At 68.9% G+C, this 21606-nt stretch carries 16 protein-coding genes; 9 read left to right on the forward strand and 7 right to left on the reverse strand.

Translation table 11 applies throughout. The features are described from left to right. The first annotated feature begins 5 nt into the window (after positions 1–5). Both JWS13_RS33700 and JWS13_RS33705 read left to right on the forward strand, forming a co-directional pair. The gene (locus tag JWS13_RS33700; RefSeq protein WP_206009792.1) at positions 6–662 is read left to right on the forward strand and encodes an alpha-ketoglutarate-dependent dioxygenase AlkB family protein; all 657 of its coding nucleotides are present in this window, start codon (positions 6–8) and stop codon (positions 660–662) included. Continuing rightward, positions 659–1510, forward strand: a complete 852-nt coding sequence (locus JWS13_RS33705) for a DNA-3-methyladenine glycosylase family protein (protein WP_206009793.1) — start codon at positions 659–661, stop codon at positions 1508–1510. The genes JWS13_RS33700 and JWS13_RS33705 overlap by 4 nt, the downstream gene beginning before the upstream one ends. Here JWS13_RS33705 and JWS13_RS33710 read toward each other — a convergent pair. Continuing rightward, entirely contained in the window at positions 1507–3729 is a 2223-nt protein-coding gene (locus JWS13_RS33710; RefSeq protein WP_206009794.1) for an MMPL family transporter, read from the reverse strand. The two genes, JWS13_RS33705 and JWS13_RS33710, sit on opposite strands and share 4 nt — an antisense overlap. Positions 3730–3812: 83 nt before the next feature. Further along, positions 3813–5354 carry a bifunctional 3'-5' exonuclease/DNA polymerase gene (locus JWS13_RS33715; protein ID WP_206009795.1) on the reverse strand — a complete coding sequence of 514 codons (1542 nt, stop codon included), beginning with the start codon at positions 5352–5354 and terminating at the stop codon, positions 3813–3815. Between the two features lie 116 nt (positions 5355–5470). Between JWS13_RS33715 and JWS13_RS33720 the strand changes: the two genes are divergently transcribed. Then, positions 5471–5680: a hypothetical protein gene (locus JWS13_RS33720; protein ID WP_061697828.1), complete on the forward strand. Its 210-nt coding sequence runs from the start codon at positions 5471–5473 to the stop codon at positions 5678–5680. A gap of 1 nt (position 5681) precedes the next feature. On the opposite strand, the gene JWS13_RS33725 is transcribed toward JWS13_RS33720, so the two are convergent. Next, positions 5682–7025 (reverse strand): YhgE/Pip domain-containing protein, encoded by a 1344-nt coding sequence (locus JWS13_RS33725; RefSeq protein WP_206009796.1) that lies wholly within the window; start codon positions 7023–7025, stop codon positions 5682–5684. 111 nt (positions 7026–7136) lie between these two features. After that, positions 7137–7385, reverse strand: coding sequence for a phosphopantetheine-binding protein (locus tag JWS13_RS33730; protein ID WP_206009797.1), 249 nt, complete (start codon positions 7383–7385; stop codon positions 7137–7139). A gap of 146 nt (positions 7386–7531) precedes the next feature. Here JWS13_RS33730 and entS point away from each other — a divergent pair, with 146 nt between their 5' ends. Then, positions 7532–8797 carry an enterobactin transporter EntS gene (entS, locus tag JWS13_RS33735; RefSeq protein WP_206009798.1) on the forward strand — a complete coding sequence of 422 codons (1266 nt, stop codon included), beginning with the start codon at positions 7532–7534 and terminating at the stop codon, positions 8795–8797. Between the two features lie 16 nt (positions 8798–8813). Here entS and JWS13_RS33740 read toward each other — a convergent pair whose 3' ends face one another. The 3 genes from JWS13_RS33740 to JWS13_RS33750 all read right to left on the reverse strand — a co-directional run bounded on the left by JWS13_RS33740 (position 8814) and on the right by JWS13_RS33750 (position 17762). Continuing rightward, positions 8814–9878, reverse strand: coding sequence for an iron-siderophore ABC transporter substrate-binding protein (locus JWS13_RS33740; protein WP_206009799.1), 1065 nt, complete (start codon positions 9876–9878; stop codon positions 8814–8816). Next, positions 9875–16942 carry an amino acid adenylation domain-containing protein gene (locus JWS13_RS33745; RefSeq protein ID WP_206009800.1) on the reverse strand — a complete coding sequence of 2356 codons (7068 nt, stop codon included), beginning with the start codon at positions 16940–16942 and terminating at the stop codon, positions 9875–9877. The genes JWS13_RS33740 and JWS13_RS33745 overlap by 4 nt, the downstream gene beginning before the upstream one ends. A 172-nt stretch (positions 16943–17114) precedes the next feature. After that, the gene (locus JWS13_RS33750; RefSeq protein ID WP_160100390.1) at positions 17115–17762 is read right to left on the reverse strand and encodes an isochorismatase family protein; all 648 of its coding nucleotides are present in this window, start codon (positions 17760–17762) and stop codon (positions 17115–17117) included. A gap of 224 nt (positions 17763–17986) precedes the next feature. Here JWS13_RS33750 and JWS13_RS33755 point away from each other — a divergent pair, with 224 nt between their 5' ends. Genes JWS13_RS33755 through JWS13_RS33775 form a run of 5 tightly spaced genes read left to right on the forward strand, consistent with a single transcriptional unit; the run spans position 17987 to position 21572 of the window. Beyond that, on the forward strand, positions 17987–18583 hold the full coding sequence (locus JWS13_RS33755; protein ID WP_206009801.1) for a DUF4178 domain-containing protein: 597 nt from the start codon (positions 17987–17989) through the stop codon (positions 18581–18583). Further along, positions 18580–19086: a DUF2617 family protein gene (locus tag JWS13_RS33760; RefSeq protein WP_206009802.1), complete on the forward strand. Its 507-nt coding sequence runs from the start codon at positions 18580–18582 to the stop codon at positions 19084–19086. The genes JWS13_RS33755 and JWS13_RS33760 overlap by 4 nt, the downstream gene beginning before the upstream one ends. Further along, complete coding sequence (locus JWS13_RS33765; RefSeq protein ID WP_206009803.1) at positions 19074–19496, forward strand: DUF4247 domain-containing protein; 423 nt, start codon at positions 19074–19076, stop codon at positions 19494–19496. Before JWS13_RS33760 ends, JWS13_RS33765 begins: the two co-directional genes overlap by 13 nt. Before the next feature lie 28 nt (positions 19497–19524). Continuing rightward, the gene (locus JWS13_RS33770) at positions 19525–19995 is read left to right on the forward strand and encodes a DUF350 domain-containing protein (protein ID WP_072947786.1); all 471 of its coding nucleotides are present in this window, start codon (positions 19525–19527) and stop codon (positions 19993–19995) included. A gap of 5 nt (positions 19996–20000) precedes the next feature. Further along, positions 20001–21572: a polyamine aminopropyltransferase gene (locus JWS13_RS33775; RefSeq protein ID WP_206009804.1), complete on the forward strand. Its 1572-nt coding sequence runs from the start codon at positions 20001–20003 to the stop codon at positions 21570–21572. Positions 21573–21606: the final 34 nt, after the last annotated feature.

Raw genomic sequence — 21606 nt, forward strand, 5'->3', positions numbered from 1 at the left:
CCGTGATGTCTGCCTTGATACCCCGCCCCCGGACCGTGGTCGCGCCCGGTGCCGTCCACGTCCCCGACTGGCTCACGCTGGAAGAGCAACGCCACCTGGTGGCCGAATGCCGGGGATGGGCCACCGCGCCGGTCCCGATGCGGGCCGCGCAACTGCCGACGGGCCACCGCATGTCGGTGCAGACGGTGTGCCTCGGCTGGCACTGGAAGCCGTATTCCTACTCGCGGACCGCCGACGACGCGGGCGGTGGGCGTGTCGCGCCGGTGCCCGACTGGCTGGTCGAACTCGGCAGGCGGGCGGTCGGCGAGGCCTACGGGCAGCCCGCCGCCGGGTACACACCCGATGCCGCGCTGATCAACTTCTACGACGACGCCGCGAAGATGGGCATGCACCAGGACAAGGAGGAACGATCCGACGCGCCCGTGGTGTCGTTGAGCATCGGCGACACGTGCACGTTCCGGTTCGGGAACACCGCCACCCGCACCAAGCCGTACACCGACGTCGAACTGCTGTCCGGCGACCTGTTCGTGTTCGGCGGCGAGTCCCGCTTCGCGTATCACGGAGTGCCGAAAGTGTTTCCCGGCACGAGTGATCCGGACTGCGGGTTGACTACGGGCCGATTGAACATCACGTTGCGGGTGACGGGTCTCGAGGACACATGAGAGTGCGCTTGCCGTATCGGGGTCCGTTCACCCATGCACCGCTGTGGGGTGCGCTCCGCGCGCACACCGTGTCCGGGCTCGAGCGGCACGACCCCGACGGAACCCACACCCGGGTGGTGGACGGACCGCACGGGCCTGCGCTGGTGTCCGTTCTCGTGCGTTCCGCCGACGGGTACGTCGAGGCGCACCTGACACCGGCGGACCCGGACGATGTCGAGGCGTTGACCGCCACGATCCGGCGCTGGCTCGACCTCGATGCGGATCCGCTGCCGATCGACGTCGCGTTGAGCCGCCACCCGCAGCTTGCTCCGCTGGTGGCGCAGCGGCCGGGACTGCGGCGCCTGGGGAGCGTGGACGGGTTCGAGACGGCGGTCCTGACCGTTCTCGGGCAACAGGTTTCGCTGGCCGCTGCCCGGACGTTCGGCAGCCGCCTCGTGGCCGCGTACGGCCGACCCGTTCACGACGGCTTCTTCGCGTTCCCCGCACCGCAGACGCTGGCGGCGCTCGCACCCGAACAGTTCCGTTCGACCCTCGGTCTCACCGGGGCCCGGGCCAGGACGGTGCTCGCACTCGCCGAGGCCGCGTCGAACGGACTTCGCCTCGGAGCGGACACCGACCCGGCCGAGTTCCGGGCCGGTCTGCTCGCGCTGCCCGGCATCGGTCCGTGGACGGCGGACTATCTGACGGTGCGGGTACTGGGCGACCCGGACGCGTTCACACCCGACGACCTCGTCCTCAAACGCGCGCTGGGGGTCAAGACCGGCAGGCAGGCAGCGGAACTCGCCGAGGCGTGGCGGCCCTGGCGGGCCTACGCCCTGTTCCACCTGTGGACGGACGAAGCGTATTAGTCCTTGGCTTTCGCCAGGGCGGACGGCCACCAGATCTTCTTGCCGATGTCGTGGGAGAGCGCCGGGACGAGGATGCTGCGCACGACGATCGTGTCGAGCAGCACGCCGAACGCGACCGCGAAGCCGACCTCGGCGAGGAACACCAGAGGCAGCACACCCAGCACCGCGAACGTCGCGGCGAGCACCACACCGGCCGACGTGATGACCCCACCGGTCACCGCCAGTCCGCGCAGCACACCGGATTTGGTGCCGTGTTCCTCGGTTTCCTCGCGGACCCGCGTCATCAGGAAGATGTTGTAGTCGATGCCGAGGGCCACCAGGAACACGAACGCGAACAGCGGGAACGCGGGATCCGCGTTCGCGAAATGGAAGACGTGAGTGAAGAAGAGCCCGCACACCCCGAGCGTCGCCGCGAATGACAGGACTACGGTCGCGATGAGGATGATCGGGGTGAGCAACGCGCGGAGCAGGAGGGACAGCACGACGAAGATGACGACGAGAACGATCGGGATGATCAGGTTCCGGTCGTGCACCGACGCCGTCTGCACATCGAGAGTGGTTGCCGTGCTGCCACCGACCAGCGCATCGGCGCCGGGCACGGCGTGCGCCGCGTCCCGCAGTCGTTTCACCGTCTCGAGGGCTTCTGGCGAATCGTACGAGTCGGCGAGGGTCACGTTGACGACCATTCGCCCGTCGATCGGTGCGGCCGTGAGGAAGTCGGGTGCGCACCCCTGCCCGGCCGCCGAGGCCACTGCCGCCGGGTTCGACTTGACGAGGGCGGACAGCTTCTCGACATCGACCTGCGGGCACACCGCGCCGGGATCCGTCGACACACCCTCCACGCCGCTCACGGCCGCGATGACCGCGTCCGTCTGATCGGCGTTGGTGACGATGACGGCGGGCGCGCCTGCGCCCGGATCGAATTTGGAGTCGTACAACTCCTGGCCGACGACGGCGTCGGGCCGGTTGGTGAAGTTCTCCGAAGACGACAGCCCGTCCGTCTTCAGACTGCCGATGCCCACCAGGAACAGCACGGCCAGTAGCACCGTCGTGCCGATCCAGAGGGATCGGTCCTTGCTTCCGACCTGGGCGGCGATCTTGCCCCACAGGCCGTGCGTGGTGAGGTCGGCGGCCTGATCCACCTTGGGTTTCCGCGGCCAGAACACCCACCGTCCCGCCGCGGACAGTGCCACCGGCAGGAACGTCATCATCACGAGATAGGTGCACGCGATGCCGATCGCGGCGACCGGCCCGAGGCTCTTGTTGGAGTTCAGTTCGGAGAACGTCAGGCACAGCAGACCGAGGATGACGGTGACCGCCGACGCCGTGATGGCGGGAGCGGATTCCTTCCAAGCCTTGATCATGGCGTCGAACCGGCTGGGATAGAAGTGCAGTTCTTCCCGATAGCGGGAGATCAGGAGCAGCGCGTAGTCGGTGCCCGCCCCGATCACGAGGACGAACAGGATGCCCTGACTCTGCCCGGTGAGCGTGAGCACGTCGGCCTTCGCGAGGAAGTAGATGACCATCGACGCCAGACCGAGCGCGAGCAGCGCCGAGAACAGCGGGAAGAACCACAGCACCGGGGAGCGGTATACCACCAGCAGGATCAGGACCACCACGAGCAGTGCCGCCCCCAGCAAAGCGCCGTCGAGACCCGCGAACGCGTCGATGAACGCCACCAGTAGGCCGCCGGGACCGGCGGGGAGCACCTCGAGTCCGGTGGCCGCGTCCTTCGCGGCGGTGAGGACGTTCTCCTCCGTGGCGGCGAGCACGTCGCCGGCGACCGCCGTGCCGTCCTCTTTCGCGACGAGGGGTACGAAGATCGACGCCGTGGTGCCGTCCTCCGAGAACTGCGGCTGCGACATGCCTTCGGCGTCGACGCCGTCGACGGCCGCGATGGCGTCGTGAGCCTGGGCGACGGCGGCCTTGTCCTGGTCGGTGAGCGGTGCGTCGCTGTGGAACATCACGAAACCGGGGATGGTTTCGACGGTGAGGAACTTGGACGCTTCGTTGGTGACGATCGTCGATTCGGCGGAACTCGACAGGTAGGCGGCGTTGTCGTTCTTCTGGACCTCGGTGAGCTTCCCCTGGAACGTCCCCCCGAATCCGCCCGCGAAGAACGCGACGATCGCGATGGCCACGATGGTGAACGCGGGCCAGCGAAATCTGCGCGACTTCTCGCCGCTCGTGCTCGAGTCCGTCGAATCCAACTTCGTCATGGGTTCTCCTTCGCCGCCCCCGCCAGCAGTGCGTCCCAGTACACCATGCCGGGCGCACCCGCGACACCGGAAACCTGCGCGGGTCAGGCCTCGTCGGAGGTTTCCGCGTAGCAGTCGCGCACGGCCACATCCATGGGAAATCGCACCCGCGTCTTGCCGAACAGCAACCGGGTGGCTACGTCGACCGCGCCCAGCACGTGCCGCGTCGCGGACTCCGGGTCCCGGGTGTGCACCATCACCTCGTCGTGCTGGAAGAAGACCAGTTCGCTGTCCGGTTCGTCGGCCAGCCTGCGTCGCAGGTCGGCGAGCACGCACAGCGCCCACTCGGATGCCGTGGCCTGCACCACGAAGTTTCGGGTGAACCGGCCGCGGGACCGCGCATCGCCGTGGGACCAGAAGTCGGGGGACGGCGGCGGGCAGGCCCGGCCGAGCCACGAGTGCACGACCTCGCCGCGTTCACCGGCGCGGGCCGCCCGCTCGACGTATTCGACGGCGACGGGAAAGCGGGTGCGCAACAGCGTGAGCAGGGAACGGGCCTCGCCGGCGGTGGCGCCGTACAGCACCCCGAGGATCGCGACCTTGGCCTTGCCGCGGTCGCCGTCGAACGTCTCCGCCGCGACCGGTGCGTACAGGTCGTCGGCGCCCGCGGCGGCGACCATGCGGGTATCACCCGACATGGCGGCCAGGATGCGGGGTTCGAGTTGGCCGGCGTCGGCGATGACGAACGTATGGCCCGGGTCGGCGATCACGCTCGACCGCAGCGGTTTCGGAATCTGCAGTGCGCCGCCGCCGCGGCTCGCCCAGCGGCCCGACACCACGCCGCCGGGAACGTAGACGGGGCGGAACCGGTCGTCGCGGACCCAGCTCTCCAGCCACTGCCAGCCGTTCGTGCTGAACAGCTTGGACAGATCCCGATGGTGCAGGAGCAGCGGGACGGCGGGGTGATCGATCTCGCGCAGCAGGCGCTTGCGGGTCGACGCCAGTTCGATGCCCTCCCGGCGAAAGGCGTCGACGACCTCGACGTGGGATGCCGGGTTGATGCGACGGCCGAACGCCGCCCCGATCTCCACGGTGACGTCCTGGATGCGCTGCGGCGGGTCGTACCCGGCGGGCCGGGGCCCGAGCGTCGTCTCGAGGAACGCGCGGTGGGCGGCGGTGGAGAACGGCAGACCGTCGAAACTCATCTCCGCGGCGGCCAGCGCTCCCGCGGACTCGGCGGCCACCAGCAGGTCGAGTTTCGCGTCGTCACCGATCGTCTTCCGCTGTTCCGCGAAGTCGGCGACCACCTGCGCCGGATCCGTGGCGGGTGCGGTGTCGAACAGGCCGGGGCGTTCGTCGACGGGTTCGTCGGGAGGCGGCGCGGGAACACCGTCGCGCATGCTGAGGACTGCGTGGGTGAGCGCGAGGTCGTGGCAGCGCCGGACCCGCACCCCGGCCCGCAGCAGCGCCGGATAGACGGTGGCGGTGCTCGTCCACACCCAGCGAGGGTGTTCGGTTGCTTCGATGTCGCGGACCGCGGCCACGGCGTCGGAGTGCCGACGCGGCGACTCGACCGGAACTCCCGCGGGATCGGTGCGAACGGTCGTCGCGCCACCCTCGGCGCCGGGAACCATGACCACTCTCACGGGCCCAGTCTGCTCTGCGCCACCGACAGGCGATAATCCGCCGCCGGACGGGGGTGAATCCGCAGGTCGGCACTACACTGAACGCAGACGCTTCTCGCCGGAAGGAGGGGCATCCGATGGCAACCATCGAAGAGTTCGAGCAGACGGTGACCGACAAGGTGATCGCCGGACTGCACGACCGATTCGCCGACTACGAGCGCCGCGGAGTCGGACTCGCCGAACTCGGCGACCCCGATCGGTTCGTCGAGCGGATCCTGGCGGCGGTGCCCGCCCCGCATCCCTGGTACGAACAGTTCGGCACGGCCTGGTCGTCCGCGCCCGCGTGACTCATGCCCCGGCCGCGTCCACCTGTTCGGGTTCGGTCTGTGCCTTGTGACGGCGGTGCAGGCCCTTGCGGTCGTAGAACCGGGTGATGACCGCACCGAAGACGAGGCCGATGAGCAGGCCGGCGAGGGTCATCCACACGGCGTGGATGAGGCCGGCGTCGCCTGATGCGCCGAAGAACATGATGGCGCGCACCCCGATGTAGATCTGGTGCATCGGCTCGAACTCACCGAGCCAGCTGTACAGCCGCGGCGCCGCCTCGAGCGGGATCGTGCCCCCGGACGAGGGGAGCGCCAGGACGACGAAGACCATCAGGTTGATGAGCAGGCCCAGGTTCCCGAACGCGGCCATCACCGACATCGCCGTGATCCCGACGGCGGCGATCGCGAACGCGCCGTACTCCCACAGCGCGAGCGGATCGGTGATCGGCAGCCCGAGGGCGGAGCTGATCCACAGGTACAACCCCGACACGATCATCGCCAGCGCCACCATCACCGCCCACTTGATCAGCAGGGTGTTGAACCGGGAGATCGGGACCGCCTCGTTGTGCAGGTACAGCGGCCCGACCTCGGTCGGGGTGAATCCGAGCATGCCGTCGATCAGCGTGCTCGCGATGGTCGCACCGGTGAATCCGGCCAGGACGATCAGCAGCGCGTAGTAGAACGCAGCCAGCCCGAAACCGGTGCCGTCCGGCAGCGGGTTGTGCGCCACGACCCGCACGTCGATGGGGTCGTCGAGCACCAGCCGGCTGGCCCCCGACAGCTGGAGGTCGGGGGCCGTCGTCTGGAGTTGCTGCGTCACCTGGGTGGTGAGCTGCTCGCCCATCGTCTGGTTGGCCTTGTCCATCGCCATCTCACCGATGTTCTGGACGAGGTTCGCGCTGATCGTGCCGGCGCGGGGGTTCGTGTAGATGGTGATCACGGGTCGCTCGACGTCCCCGGGGATCACGCTCGCCTGGGCGAGGATGAAGGTGCGTTTCGTGAAGTCGCTCGGGATGACGATCGCGCCGTAGATTTCGCCGTTGTCCAGTGCGGACTGGGCCTGCGCGATCCCGATCTGCCGCAGTTCGATCTTGTTCGGATCGACGCCCTCGAGAAGACCTGCGGCGATCTGGTTGCCGAAGTTCTGCTGCTGCGGCGGATCGGAGTTGGGCAGGGTGTCGCCCTCGTCCTGGTTGACGAGGGCGATGGGGAAGTGGTTGAGGTGCTTGGGGGGATTGAGCATGCCGCCCATGTAGAGAGCGGCGAGCAGGGACATGACGACGGAGACGAGGAGTACGGGGGCTATCCAGAACCGTGGTGTCCGCAGCACGCTCATCTTGCTGGTATCGCTGGTTTCGTGTGCCATGGCCCCTCGCGTCCTCCCGTGTCCGTGTCGCTCCCCGGATCGACCAGCCCGGTCAAGCGTAAGCGGTGGGGCGGGAATTTCAGGGCCGAGTGGACGACCGGGCCGCGTCGGTCATCGCGCGGCGGTGACCTCGAACCAGGCGTCGAGCGTCGGCTCTCCGACGAGGTCGACGAGATCGACCTGGACGCCGTCCGCCCGCCACCGTTCGACCAGCGCCATCACGCGCACGGAGTCCATTCCCTCGTCGAGGAGGTTGGCGTCGTCGTCGATGTCGGCGACCGGGACGTCGAGGACGTCGGCGACGTCGGCGCGGATTCGGTCGCGGGTCGGAACTGTGCTGGGAGCGGAACTCACTGTCATCCTCCGGTTCGTCGGCCGGACCACGGCGCGTTGAGCCGCTTCGGCCGCATGGGGTAGGTTGCTGGGTTAGTGAAGCCTAAGCATAGTTGCTCTCCGCGCGAACGGCGAAACGGAGAGCTGTTGCAACCGAATGTGAATGGATGACAATGGCTGGATTATCGCGATACGCAATCGACTTGACGCCTCTCCGGACGAGTCGCGAGTTCCGATACATCTTCATCGCCCGCACGATCTCCATCTTCGGTCTGGGTCTGCTTCTGGTGGCCGTGCCGCTGCAGGTGTACGACATGACGAATTCCACACTGGCAGTGGGCGCGGCGAGCATCGTCGTGGGCTCCTCGGTGTTCGTCGGCACCCTGTTCGGCGGCGTGATCGCCGACCGGTACGACCGCAGGCCGGTCATCTCGCTCGCCCGCGCCGCCGCGGGTGTGGCGTTCGCGATCCTCGCGGTCAACGCGTTCCTCCCCACACCCCAGTTGTGGATCATCTACCTGTGCGGCGTGATCGAGGGCCTCGCGGGCGGCATCTCCGCGACCGCACTGATGGCGGTGATCCCGTCGCTGCTGCCCAAGGACAAGATGGCCGCCGCCGGCGCCCTGATGACCGTGATGGCCGATCTCGGGACTGTCGCGTCGCCCGCCATCGGCGGTGTGATCATCGCGGCCACGTCCGTGGGCACCAACTACGTTCTCGCCGCGGTGTCGTCGGGGATCACCGCGTACTGCATCGCCAGGCTGCCGTCGCTGCCGCCGCCGGTCAAGAACACCGAAAGTCCGCTGCGGTCGATCGCCAGCGGTTTCACGTACGCCGCCAAGGACTCCGTGGTCGGCGGAACGCTGCTGGTCGGCTTCTGCGCGATGATGCTGACCGGCTGGAACGTGCTGCTGCCCGCCTACGCGAGCCAGGTGCTGCATGCCGGACCGGCCGCCACCGGGCTTCTCTACAGCGCGCCCGCCGTCGGCGCCCTCACCGGGTCGCTCACGAGCGGCTGGACGGGTACCGCGCGGCGCGGTGGCCTGATCGTGTTCCTCGCGGCGATGATCGCGTCGGCCGGGCTGGTCGGCGTCGGCGCGGTCCCGATGATTGCGGTCACGTTCCTCGGTCTCGCCGCCCACGGTTTCGGGCGTGTGCTCGGCGACATCCTCCGGTACGCGGTCATCCAGACCGAGACCCCCGAGGAATACCGCGGACGCGTCGCGGGTGTGTGGGGCGCCCAGATCTCCACCGGCTCGGCGGCCGGAGCGCTCGTCGCGGGCGCCGTCGGCGCCGCGGTGGGCCCGCGGGAGGCGTTCCTCCTCTACGGGACCGGCGGCATCGTGGTGCTGGCGGTTCTCGCGGTGGCCTTGAAGGGACTACGCACCTACAGCAGTGCCGCTGCCGAAGAGGACGACCTCTCGGCAGCGGCACAGTGACGCTGTCAGGCGGGAACTAGCTGGCCTGAGCGTTGTTCGCGGCCTGCGACAGCTGCGGGAGCAGCTTGTCGAGCAGCCACGGCACGCTGAGCACGTTCGGCGAGCTCGACGCGAACACCAGCGGCGGATCGGTCAGACCCACGTAGGCGTTGTCGCGCACGGCCTTCACGCCGGCGAACAGCGGGTTCGACTGGACCTCGTTCTGCAGTTCGGGCGAGAGGTACCAGGCGAGCAGCACATCCGGGTTGTACGTCGGCAGCAGTTCCATGCTGACCGGGGCGGCGAACTTGGTCTGGTCACTGCTCTCGCGCAACTTCTGGGCGAGCGGGTCGACCGTGAAACCGAGGCTTGCCAGCATCTTCAGGCGAGGGTCGGTGTCGAAGTAGAAGTTGTACGACCCCGGCTCGGTGCCGCTGCCGAAGGCCACCGTCTTGCCGGCGAATTCGGGGTGCTGCGACTTCGCCTGCGCCAGGGTGTCCTGCGTCTGCGTCACCAGCGCCTCGGCCTGTGCCGACCGGCCGAGGGCCTTGCCGACGGTGGTGATCTGGTCTTCCCAGCTGGTCGCCCAGCGACGCTCCGGGTACGCCACGGTGGGGGCGATCGCCGACAGCTTGTCGAACTGCTCCTGGTTCACGCCGGAGTGCACGGCCAGGATCACGTCGGGGGCGAGTGCCGCGATCTGCTCGTACGGCATCTCCTTGCTCGACGCCGTCAGCAACGCGGGTTCCGCGTTCGGGTCGAGCTCTTCGAGCTTCGCGCGCGACCACGGCAGCAGGCCGTCGTCGGTTCCGGTGTCCGACTTCATGTTCTGCACGGCCACGGGCACGACGCCGAGCGACAGCGCCGCGTCCTCGCTGCCCCAGCCGAGCGTGACGACCCGTTCCGGTGCCTCCGGGATCTCGGCGGTGCCGAGCGCCGACGGAATCGACACGGGGAAGGCCGACGCGTCGGCCTGTCCGGTGGCGGATCCCGCCGCGTCGGTCGAGTCGGTCGTCGACTCGCTGCAGGCACCCGCGAACAGCGCGGTTGCCGCCATCATCACGATTCCGGCTCTACGCCAGTATCTTCCGGACGTTTTCATCGATCTCCCTGTTCTTTGTTGATGGGGTTCGTGTGCGAGCCGAACGAGGCGAGTGCCTCGTTCACGGCGGAGCCGACTTCGCCGATCCAACGCGGCTGAGTCATGTCCTTGTGCTCGCAGTCGAGGTCGTGGTTGACGATGGTGCCGGTCAGGTAGGGCCGCCACAAGTCGTACGTCGCCGCGGTCGCTGGATTCCTGGCCGCGGTGAAGAAGAGCATGTCGGAGTCCACGACGATCTGTGAGGGTTCGGATTCGAGACGCACGGCGTTCGCGAAGTTGTCGATCATCGCGGCCGGGGTGTGCTCGTTGATCCCGGCGAGGGCACTGCCCTCGCCGCGCAGGATATCGATCACCTGCTGCCGGTCGAGACCGTCCGCGAGGAGCGGTTCGGGGTCGTAGCCGACCATGTACAGCAGCGCGGCGAGCGCGTCCTGCTCCGTCGGCATCGACGCCCATGCATCCGACGGGAAGGAGTCGAGCATGACGAGCATGCCGAGTTCCTCGCCCTGGTTCTGCAGAGCGCCCGCGATGGCGTGTGCGACGACGCCGCCCAGCGACCATCCGAGGAGGTGGTACGGGCCCGTCGGCTGCACGGTTCGCATGTGCTCGATGTATTCGGCGGCCATGTCCTCGAGTGTTTCCGGCGGCCGCTTGGACGTCGACAGGTTGGACGCCTGCACGCCGTACAGCGGGTAGTCGTCGTCGATGTGCCGCAGCAGTCCCGAATAACCCCAGCTGATCCCGCCGGCGGGGTGGAAGCAGAACACCGGCGGCCGGGAGCCCTCGGTGCGGAACGGAAGCAGCACGGCCAGGGCGTCGGCGTCGTGATCGTCGTCGAGGCGCCCCGCCAATTGGGCCACGGTCGGCGCCGCGAACAGGGACGCGACCGTCGCGGTGACGGACAGGCGGGAGGAGATCGCGCTCATCAACCCGGCCGCCATCAGCGAGTGGCCACCGAGGTCGAAGAAGCTGTCGTCGATGCCGACCCGCTCGATACCGAGGGCCTCCGCGAACAACTGGCACAGCACCTCTTCGCGGGCCGTGCGCGGCCCCCGCTCGGACACCTGCAGCGACAGGTGCGGAACGGGGAGCGACGACTGGTCGAGCTTGCCGTTCGGCAGGGTGGGGAACTCGTCGACCGCGATGAACGCGGCCGGGATCATGTAGTCCGGCAACCGGCTGGCGGCGCGGCGGTGCAACTGGTCGGGGTCGATCCGGCCGCCCGGCACCGACGTGGCGTACGCGACCAGCCGCTGATCGCCCGGCCGGTCCTCGCGGACCACGACGACGATGTGCTCGACGTCCGGGTCACCGGACAGCACGGCCTCGATCTCGTTGAGTTCGATGCGGAACCCGCGCACCTTGACCTGCGAGTCGGCGCGGCCGGTGAAGTAGATCTGACCGTCGCGGCCCCACCACACCACATCCGACGTCCGGTACATGCGACTGCCCGGATCCGCGAACGGGTCGGCGATGAAGCGTTCCGCCGTCTTGGGGCTCTGGTTGCGGTATCCGCGGGTGACGCTGTCGCCCGCGAGATACAGCTCGCCGGACACGCCCGGCGGCACCGGCCGCAGCGCGTGGTCCAGGACGTACGCATGCTTGCCCGGGTCGACGACGCCGATGGGGACGGGACCTTCGTGTCCCGGTTCGACGAGGGCCAGGGTGGCGTTGACCGTGCACTCGGTGGGTCCGTACGCGTTGAACAGCCGGCGGCCGGGTGCGTACCGCTCGATCAGTTGCGGGGTGAGCTTCTCGGCTCCGAGCATCAGGTCGACGCCGTCCGGGATGGGATGCTCCGGTGGGAACGCGGCGGCGAAAGACGGTGGCACTCCGACGAAGTTCACGTCGTGTTCGTTGATGACCCGGGCGAGCGGCTCGCCGGGGATGCGGTCGGCGTCCGTCGCGACCACCAGCGTTCCGCCCGACAGCACTCCCCACATGATCTGCCAGAACGCGAGGTCGAAGCTGATGGACGAGAAGTGCAGCGCCCGCGTGCGGTGGTCCATGCCGATCACGTCCGACTGCAGCGACAGCAGGTCCGCGATGCCGAGGTGCGGGACGACGACGCCCTTGGGAACTCCCGTCGACCCGGACGTGTAGATGAGGTACGCGGCGTCGTCGAGTTGCAGTGGCCTGCTGCGGTCGGCGTCCGTGGGGGTGCCGACCGGCTGGGTGCCCAGCAGCGTCTGCAGGTCCGGATCGTCCAGGTCGAGAATGGGCACGTCGGTGCCCAGCGGACTCCGGTCGGGCACACCGACGGATGAGGTGAGGATCGCGACCGGGGCGCCGTCGGCGAGCATGTGCGCGATCCGGTCGGCCGGGTACGTCGGGTCGACGGGAAGATATGCGGCACCGCTCTTCAGCACGGCGAGAACACTGATGATCAGCTCGGCGGACCGGTCGAGGGCGAGCGCGACCACGTCGCCGGGGCCTGCGCCCCGCGAGATCAGCAGGTGGGCAATCCGGTTCGCGCGTTCGTCCAGCTGCCGGTAGGTGAGCGAGACGGCGGGCCGCACGCTGGATCCGACGGCGAGGGCCTCGGCGTCGGGGGTGTGGGCCACCTGTTCCGAGAAGTACTCGTCGAACGTGCGCGCGGGGATGGAGTGCTCCGCGTGCGACCATTCGCCGAGCACCCGCTCCCGCTCCTGCGGGGTCAGGATGTCGAGCAGACCGATCCGCTGCTCGTGGTTCGCGACGAGTCGCTCGATTATCACGGCGAGGCGGTCGGCGAGGGATTCGACCGTGGCAGCGTCGAAGAGTTCGGTGGAGTACTCGAACGTGACGTCGACGCCGCCGCTGTCCGGGCGTTCCTGGAAGCGCAGTGCCAGATCGAATTTCGCGGACGTGGCGTCGAGCATCCGCACGGACGCGGTCGTCCCGTCGAACCGCTCCGCCGTCCCGTCCTGCTTCCAGTGCGAGAGCATCACCTGGAACAGGGGGTGGCGGGCCGACGACCGCGGGGGATTGACCAGTTCCACGATGCGGTTGAACGGCACGTCGGCGTGGTCGACGGCGTCGAGGTCGACGGCCCGGACCCGGTCCAGCAACTGGTCGAACGTCGGGTCGCCCGAGACGTCGGTGCGCAGGACCACCGTGTTGACGAAGCAGCCCACCATGGCGTCGAGGTCGGGGTGACTGCGACCGGCGACGGGCACACCGAGGGCGATGTCCTTTCCGGCGCCGAGCCTTTCGAGGAGCACGGCCACCGCGGCGTGGACGATCATGAAGAAGCTCGCGCGCCGCTCGGCGGCCAGCGCATCGACCGCCGCGTGCAGCGACGGCGACAGCGTGCGGTGGACGCTCGCGCCGCGATTGGTCGGCAGGGCCGGTCGCGGACGGTCGGTGCGCCAGCCCAGTTCGAGCGGCAGACCGGCGAGTTGCTCACGCCAGTAGTCGAGCTGACCGGTCAGCAACGGGGTCGCGTCCTCTGCGCCGATCCGTTCGCGCTGCCACACGGCGACGTCCGGGTACTGCAACGGCAGCGGCGTGAACTCCGGTGCCCGCCCGGCGCGGCGGGCGTTGTACGCGAACGCGAGATCGTCCAGCAGCTTCGACTGCGACCATTCGTCGCCGATGATGTGGTGCATCAACAGGACCAGCGTGTGCTGCGGTTCGTACAGCACGGCCCGCAGCGGCGGCTGCTCGGTGAGTCCGAGCCCCACCGTCGTCATCGCCGCGATGTGCCCCTCGATGTTGCCGACGTTGTCGACACGCTCGAGCCGGACCTTCGCGTCCCCGGCGGGAAGCACCACCTGGTGGGGCACCGCGTCGACGAGGGGGAACACCGTCCGCAGCGCTTGGTGCCGGGTCACGACATCTGTGAGCGCCGCGGACAGGGCGCCGGGTTCGAGGCCGTCCCCGAAATCGACGGCCAGCGCCAGCAGGTACGTCCCGCCGCCGGCCGCGCTGTCGAGGAACCACAGGCGTTCCTGCGCGGGGGACAACGGCACCGGGGTGCCCTCGGGGAGGTCCCGCGGGGACGGCCTGCTCGCCTGCACCCGCTCCCCGGCGTCCTCGAGTTGCGCGGCCACCGCGGCCACGGTGGGATTCTCGAAGACCGTCGCGACCCGCAGCGGCACACCGAGTTCCGCGGTGATCGCCGACACGAGGGCGGCGGCGAGGAGGGAGTTCCCGCCCAGCGCGAAGAAGTCGTCGTGGACGCCGACCTGCTCGGCGCCGAGGATCGAGGTGAACAGTGGGAGGATCCGGGCCTCGGTGCCGGTGCGGGGTGTGTCGCCGGACTGTCCGAGCCACCGGGGGGCGGGCAGCGCGTCCTTGTCGACCTTGCCGTTGTGGGTCAACGGCAACCGGTCGAGCATCACCAGCGCGGATGGCGTCATGTACCCGGGCAGCGAGCGGACGAGGTGCGCCCGCACGTCCTCCTCGACCGTGTCGGGCGCGCTGCCCGGACGGGGAACGACGTACCCGACGATCCGCTGGTCGCCGCCGGCCTGTTCGTGCACCGTCGCGACCGCCGCCTGTACGTCGGGAACCGCGGTCATCGCGGCGGTGATCTCGCCGAGTTCGACACGGTAACCGCGCAATTGGATCTGGTCGTCGATCCGGCCGTGGTAGTGGAGGGTGCCGGTCGCGTCGTACCGGGCGAGGTCGCCGGTCCGGTACATGCGCGTCCCGGCCGAGGCGAACGGGTCGGCGACGAAGCGCGCCGACGTCAGGTCGGGACGCCGGAGGTAGCCGGGGGACAGTCCGGGGCCGGACACGTAGATCTGACCGGTGACGCCGGGCGGCACCGGTCGCAGTCCCGGCCCGAGTACGTACGTGCACAGGTCGCCGAGCGGCACGCCGATGTCCACGACGTCGGCGGCGGTGACCTTCGTGGCGGTGACGTGGACGGTGGTCTCGGTGATGCCGTACATGTTGATTAGGGCGGTTTCCGCATCCGGACCCGCGGCGGCGAACCAGGCGCGCAGGACGGCCGGATCGAGGGCCTCACCGCCGAACACGACGTACCGCAGTCGCAGGCGGTCGAACGAGTCCGCGCGAACCAGGGCGTCGACGAGATGCCCGAATGCGGACGGCGTCTGGTTCAGGACGGTGACACCCTCGTCGACGAGAAGGGCGGCGAGGTCGGCCGGTGACGTGAGGGTGGTCTCGTCGACCGTGACGAGGCGGCCGCCGTGCAGCAGCGCACCCCAGATCTCCCACACGGAGAAATCGAACGCATACGAGTGCAGCAGCGGCCAGCAGTCGTCCTCCGTGAACGTGAACCATGCCCGGGACACGTCGAACAGGCGCATCACGTTGCGGTGCGGAATCGGAACGCCCTTGGGCACACCGGTGGATCCGGACGTGTAGATGATGTACGCGATGTCGTCGGCGCGCACCGGGTCGTCGAGTTCTCCGGCGCCGGACTGCGGCGCGCCCTCCTCGACGCGGGGGAGGTCGCCGAGCAGTTCGGCGGATCCGATGCCCAGCGTCGGCTGCGCGTCGTGCAGGATGAACCGGGCTCGCTCGGCCGGGGAGGACGGATCGATCGGCAGGTAGGTCGCGCCGCTGCGGAGAATCGCGAGGACCGCGACGATCAGATCGGTGCCGCGAGGGAGGCTGACGGCCACGACCGTGCCGCGCCCGGCGCCGGCCGACCTCAGCCGGCGGGCAAGGGCGGCACTGCGATCCGTGAGTTCCCGGTACGTCAGTTCGTTCACCGCGAGGCGGTCCGAGTGGGTGCGCACCTGGGCGAGGAAGGCGGAGACGATGCTGTCGGGAAGTGCCGCTGCGGCCGCGCGCCGGTCGAGCCCGGCCACCGACCGCCACGAGTGCAGCTCGTCCGGGGCGCAGACGTCCACGACGGCGACGGGTTCGGTTGCCACGGAAATGCTTCGGAGGTAGTGCGCGAAGCGGTGTGCATGGTTCCGGATGTCGACGTCCGTGTAGACCTCGGGGTTTCCGGCCCATTCGAGCGTGAGTTCGTCACCGGCGTCGGAGACGGAGATCACCACGTCCTCCACCGGACCGGTGGCCAGTTGGTGCACCGACCCGGAGGTGGGACCGAAAGCGATTCTGGCGGCGAACGGTTTGACGTTCACCACCGCACCGCCGGTGACGCGGCTGCCGGCGTCCCGGACGCGCTGGAACGGGCGAGTGTCGGACAGTGCTGTGGCCACCCGTCCGATCACGTCGGCGAACGTCGAACTTATGTCGAGGGGAATGCGGAGCGGCACGATGTTCGTGGCCGTCACGGGCGACGCCAGTTCGATTCCGTTGCGGGCCAGCACCGGAACCCGGAGCGTCACCTCCTCGGCTCCCGTGTGGGCGCCCAGGTACGCGGCGGCGGCCGCGTACACCGCCTCCGCCCACGTGGTCGCCTGCGCGGTCGCCGCGGCGCGCAGGCTCTGTGCGACGTCGGGGTCGATCGGGATCGTGCACCGATGGGGATCGGGGGCCGGCCGGCGCACCGTGTCGCTGAATCCGACCGGACGCGATGCGGCAGGCGGCGCGCCGTCTGGGGCCGCGGCGTCGAACTCCTGTGCCGCCCGGACATGCTCGCGCAGCGGCGGGAACTTCGCAGGTCGGGGTTCGGTGCCCGCGAGTCGGGCCGCGTACAGCGCCGCCACACGGCGGGTGAGCAGCGAATACCCGTAGGCGTCCAGCAATGCGTGGGGAGCGCGGAGGTACCAGATCGCACCGGATTCGATGCTGATCAGCGCCGTGCGCACGAGGGGAGCGGTGTCGAAATCAAGTGGTCGGCGCACGTCCTCGCGCATCCACTCCACAGCCGCGGCCCTGTCGAGATCGAGGCGCTCGAGTTCGGGTGCGTGATGTCGATCGTGTACCTGGATCACGTCGGCAGAATCGGCGTCTGCTTCGCCCTCGAATCGGATCGAGAGGACCTCGGCCTCCTCGACAACCGTGCGTATCGCCGCGGCGAGAGCGTCGAGGTCGACGGGGGCCGCGACCTCCACGTATTCGGCTGTTGTGAACGCCGACCGGGTCGGGTCCAGCTGGTGCCCGGCCCACAGTTCGCGCTGGGCGGCGGTCAAGCTGACGTCGGTGTCCGCCCCGGTCTGCAGGGTGGACGGCGACGATATCGAAAGGGACATCTAACAGGCGCTCCTGATGCTTTCGGCTTTCGGGCTTGGGGCTTTCGGGCTTTCAGCTACTCAGCGTGTCAGGTTAGCCTAACCACACGGGCTATGGTGATCCGACCGTCTACGCACACCGGCGCAGGCCTCGGAACGAGGCTTGCGCCGGAGTGGGGTCGTCGGGGTCGGCTCAGCCGACTTCGAGCGGGGACAGCGCGGAGACCAGCGCATCCGTGGTGGTCACCGAACCGCAGCGCTTCGCCGCATACGTGAGCGCCATGAGGTGCTCGTCACGGCTGAAATCCGCAGTCGCGTCGGAGACCAGGAACGGCTGGACGTCCGACATGAACGCCTCGGCGGCACTCAACATGCAGCCCATGTGCGTGTACACGCCCGTCACGATCAGCTGGTCGCGGCCGTGGTGGCCGAGCAACTGCCGGAGGTCGGTGCGCTGGAAGGCCGAATAGCGCCATTTGGTCACCTGGATGTCGCCGTCGCGGGGAGCGAGCGGCTCGACCACCTCGGTGTCGCGACCCGACGTCAGTCCCGGACCCCAGAAGTCGGCGAGGATGCCGCGACGTGACGGATGCTGGTCACCCGGCTGCATCGTGTAGATCACGGGAATCCCGGCTTCCGAGCAGAGTTCGCGAATCCGGACCATGTTCGCCATCGCGGTCGACATCGGCTCCGCACGCACGTCGTACGCGTCGATGAAGTAGTTCTGCATGTCGTGGACCAGCAGTGCGGAGCGCCGGGGGTCGAGGCGCCAGGACACCTTCGATTCGGGGACCTCGTGGATCTCCGGGATCGTGTAGGTCGAAATGGGCGGGATGGCCATATGGTTCCTCACTGTCGGTTCTGTCGACTTCAGGGCGTATGCCGCGCGAATCTCGGTGAACGACAGCGCTCCGCCCCACCGCTCGCGCGTTCGGTTAGGCTAGCCTTTGCTACCTGGCTTCTGCAATCGCTACGTGTGCGGGTCTGAGGCGCACAGTAAGGTGACTGACCGGTGGGGGCCGGGCGTTGGCCTCCCGCGCCGGAGCCGCCGACCAGGAGAGACCGTTGACCAAGCTGCTGTTACTGCTGCTGATCGTTGTCGTGATCGTGAGCATCGTGCTGATCCTGCGAAATCGGGCCGGGAAGAACAAAGCTCCTGCTGCCAGGGTCGATCCGCTCGCCGACTACCCGGAGGTCTACGACCCGTACAAGATCGGAGTCGGCGACATCATCACGTACGCCGGAATCGATCACGTCGTGCGCGGAACCATCACCCTCGACGAAGAGGGATACATCTGGCACGAACACCTCCTCGACGGGTCGACCGGTCAGCGATGGCTCACCGTCGAGAACGACGAGGGCAACCTCGACATGACGCTGTGGATGCGCCGCGAGGGCACCGGCCTCGAACCGGGCGGTGACGTGATCCTCGACGACAGGGTGCACCGGCAGATCGAGCGCGGCACCGCCTCGTTCACGGCGGAAGGCACCACCGGGACCGCACCCCAGGGCATCGTCGACTACGCCGACTACGAGACCGCCGACAAGACCGGCCTGCTGTCCTTCGAACGCTGGGCGCGGACGCAGTCGTGGGAGGTCTCCACGGGCCGCGGCGTCACCCGGGGCGAACTCACCGTGATCCATTCCGGTCCGCCGCAGTGACGCTGCACGTCCTCGACATCGAATCCCGGGATGTGACGGCGGAGGCGCTCGGTCTCGTCGTGAACGCCGAAACCCCGCGTCCACTAGCCGAACTCACCATCACCTACGGCGACGAGCGGGTGACCCTCGGCGTGCTCGGGGCGTCGCACGCGGTGACGGCGTCCGCGGCGGACAGCACGATCACCGAGCAGGTGTCGTGCGACGCGATCCAGGCAGGCGGCAGACCGCTGCCGGTGTCCGACAGCGCGGGCGGGTACCGATTCGACTCCACCACCGACACCGTCGACCGCGCCCACCTCGAGCAGACCGCCGACTGGCTGCGGCGGCAGGCCACCGAGGTGGAGGGGTGGATCTGCGGGGCGTTCCCCGGAGACCACACCGCACTGACCGCGCTCACGGCGACGCGTGAGCATTCCGGCGGATGGGCCTGGCAGACCTGGCATCTGTATCCGGTAGACAAGGGTGGGGTGATCGTGAAGACACGAAGCAGGTGGCTGCCGTGAGCAGGTTCGGGACATGGGTGCGGCTCGCCCCGATGCTGCTCCTGGTGCTGGCCGCGACCGCGTGCGGCGGCGGGGTGCGCGACTACATCGCCGACACGTACGCACTGCAGAACACCGCGGGCGACGCGAAGACGTACACGTCGAAAGACCCGGTGGGCACGACCGTCTCGTCGATCGTCGCCGAAGAGCAGCCTGCGGCCCGGAAGGCGGACGGCGGCAGCGAATACCTGCGCTACGACGACGACATCGTCACGGTCAGCGCCGCGCCGGGCGGCGGCAGCCTCGTGCGCGTCGAAGACATCGACGGACGCTACCGAAGCGGCGGATACGCCTATCTGGGGTCCGGGTTCAATCCCGGCTCACCGGCGGGCGGTGCCAGCGGCAGCGGCGGATCCGGCAGCGCGAAATGACAGAGACCACTCGACTCGGGAGAAGCGCGTGAACACCACCTACACCGCGGCAGCAACGGAAATCGGCAGCGTCGACGTCGGACTGCTCGCCGTCGGCATGCTCGGCACCCTGGCGTACTTCGTCATCGGCATCGCCGTCCTCGGCGTCGGCTTCGCCGTCCTCGACCTCGCCACCCCCGGCAATCTCCGGCACCAGGTGTACGTAGACAAGAACCCCAACGCGGCAATCCTGCTGGCCTCGAACCACCTCGCCCTCGCCGTCGTCGTGGTCACCGCGATCCTCACCAGTTCCGACGGATTCGCACAGGGACTCGCCGACTCCGCGGTCTACGGCCTCTTCGGCGTGCTGCTACAGGTCATCGCGCTGCGTCTCATGAACGTGCTGCTGCCGGGGCAACTCGTCGGACTGGTCGGGAACCCGCAGATGTGCGGTGCCGCCTGGGCGGTCGGTGCGAGCCTCTTCGCCATCGGCCTCGTGAACGCCGCCGCACTCACCTGATCGACGTGACCACCACAGCGGCAGAGCCGAATTCCTCCACCACCCGCGCTCTCGGCGGGCGGGCCCGGGCGTTCCTGCTCGCCGCCGTGGCCGCGTGCGCAGCGTGCGGGTTGATCTACGAACTGGCACTGCTGACGCTGTCGGTCAGCCTGACCGGCGGCGGGATCACCCAGACGTCGCTGATCGTCGCGGGTTTCGTGGCCGCACTCGGGGTCGGAGCCCTCGCCGCCAAACCGCTGCTCTCCACGGCCGCCGCGTCGTTCGTGGTCGTCGAGATCGTCCTCGGACTCGTCGGCGGATTCAGCGCGGTGACCCTGTACGTGACATTCACGTTCTTCGGTTCCAGCGCAATCGTTCTGGTGCTCGCCACCGCATTGATCGGTGTACTCGTCGGCGCCGAGGTGCCGCTGCTGATGACGCTGCTGCAGTCGGGCCGCAACGACACCGACGCAGAGAGCACCGGAAAGGTGCTGGCGAACCTCAACGCCGCCGACTACGCAGGCGCCCTGGTCGGCGGACTGCTCTGGCCGTTCGTCCTGCTGCCCGTCGCCGGGATGATCCGCGGCGCCGCCATCACCGGCATCATCAACCTCGCCGCCGCCGCCGTCGTGGCGCTGATCCTGCTGCGGTGGCAGCTGAGCCTGCGCACGCGACTCCTCGCCGTCGTGGCGCTGCTCGTCGCCGCCGCCTGCATCGCGGTGCTGCTGGTGCGCGCCGACGGCATCGAGACCACGTCCCGGCAACGCCTCTACACCGATCCCGTCGTCGCCGCGGAAAGGTCGCAGTACCAGGAGATCGTCGTCACCGAGCGTGGGGGAGACGTGCGACTCTTCCTCGACGGCGACCTCCAGTTCTCCAGCGTCGACGAACACCGGTACACCGAATCGCTGGTCTACCCCGCGATGGCCGACGACCCCAAACGGGTACTGATCCTCGGCGGGGGTGACGGCCTCGCCGCCCGAGAGGTCCTGCGACTACCCGGCGTCGAGGACATCGTGCAGGTCGAACTCGACCCGGCGGTCATCGAACTCGCGAACACGCGACTGTCCGGGCTGAACCAGGGTGCGCTGCAGGACCCGCGCGTGCACGTCGTCCTCGACGACGCGTTCCGCTGGCTCCGCGACGCACCCGACTCGGGATTCGACGCCGTCATCGTCGACCTCCCCGACCCGGACACCCCGGCGCTCGGCCGCCTGTACTCCACCGAGTTCTACGGTCTCGCCGCCGCCGCCCTCAACCCCGGCGGCCTGATGGTCGTGCAGTCGGGCAGCCCCTATTCGACGCCCGACGCGTTCTGGCGCACCACGTCGACCGTCGCGTCGGCGGGTCTGGCCGTCACGCCGTACCACGTGCTGGTGCCCAGCTTCGGGGACTGGGGGTACGTCCTCGCCCGCCGCGGTCCCGAACCGCCGGCACTGCGCCTGCCCCGTGACGTCCCCGAACTCCGCTTCCTCGACGAACCCACCCTCGCCGCGTCCGCGATCTTCCCGCGCGACCGTCCCCGCCGCGAACTCGAGCCCTCGACCCTCGACCGGCCCCGCATCGTCGACGACATGCGGAAGGGCTACGAGCGGTGATATGCGGCTCCGCCGCCCGTGAGTACTTATTAAC

It is taken from the genome of Rhodococcus pseudokoreensis (genome assembly GCF_017068395.1).
GTDB classification, from domain to species: domain Bacteria; phylum Actinomycetota; class Actinomycetes; order Mycobacteriales; family Mycobacteriaceae; genus Rhodococcus_F; species Rhodococcus_F pseudokoreensis.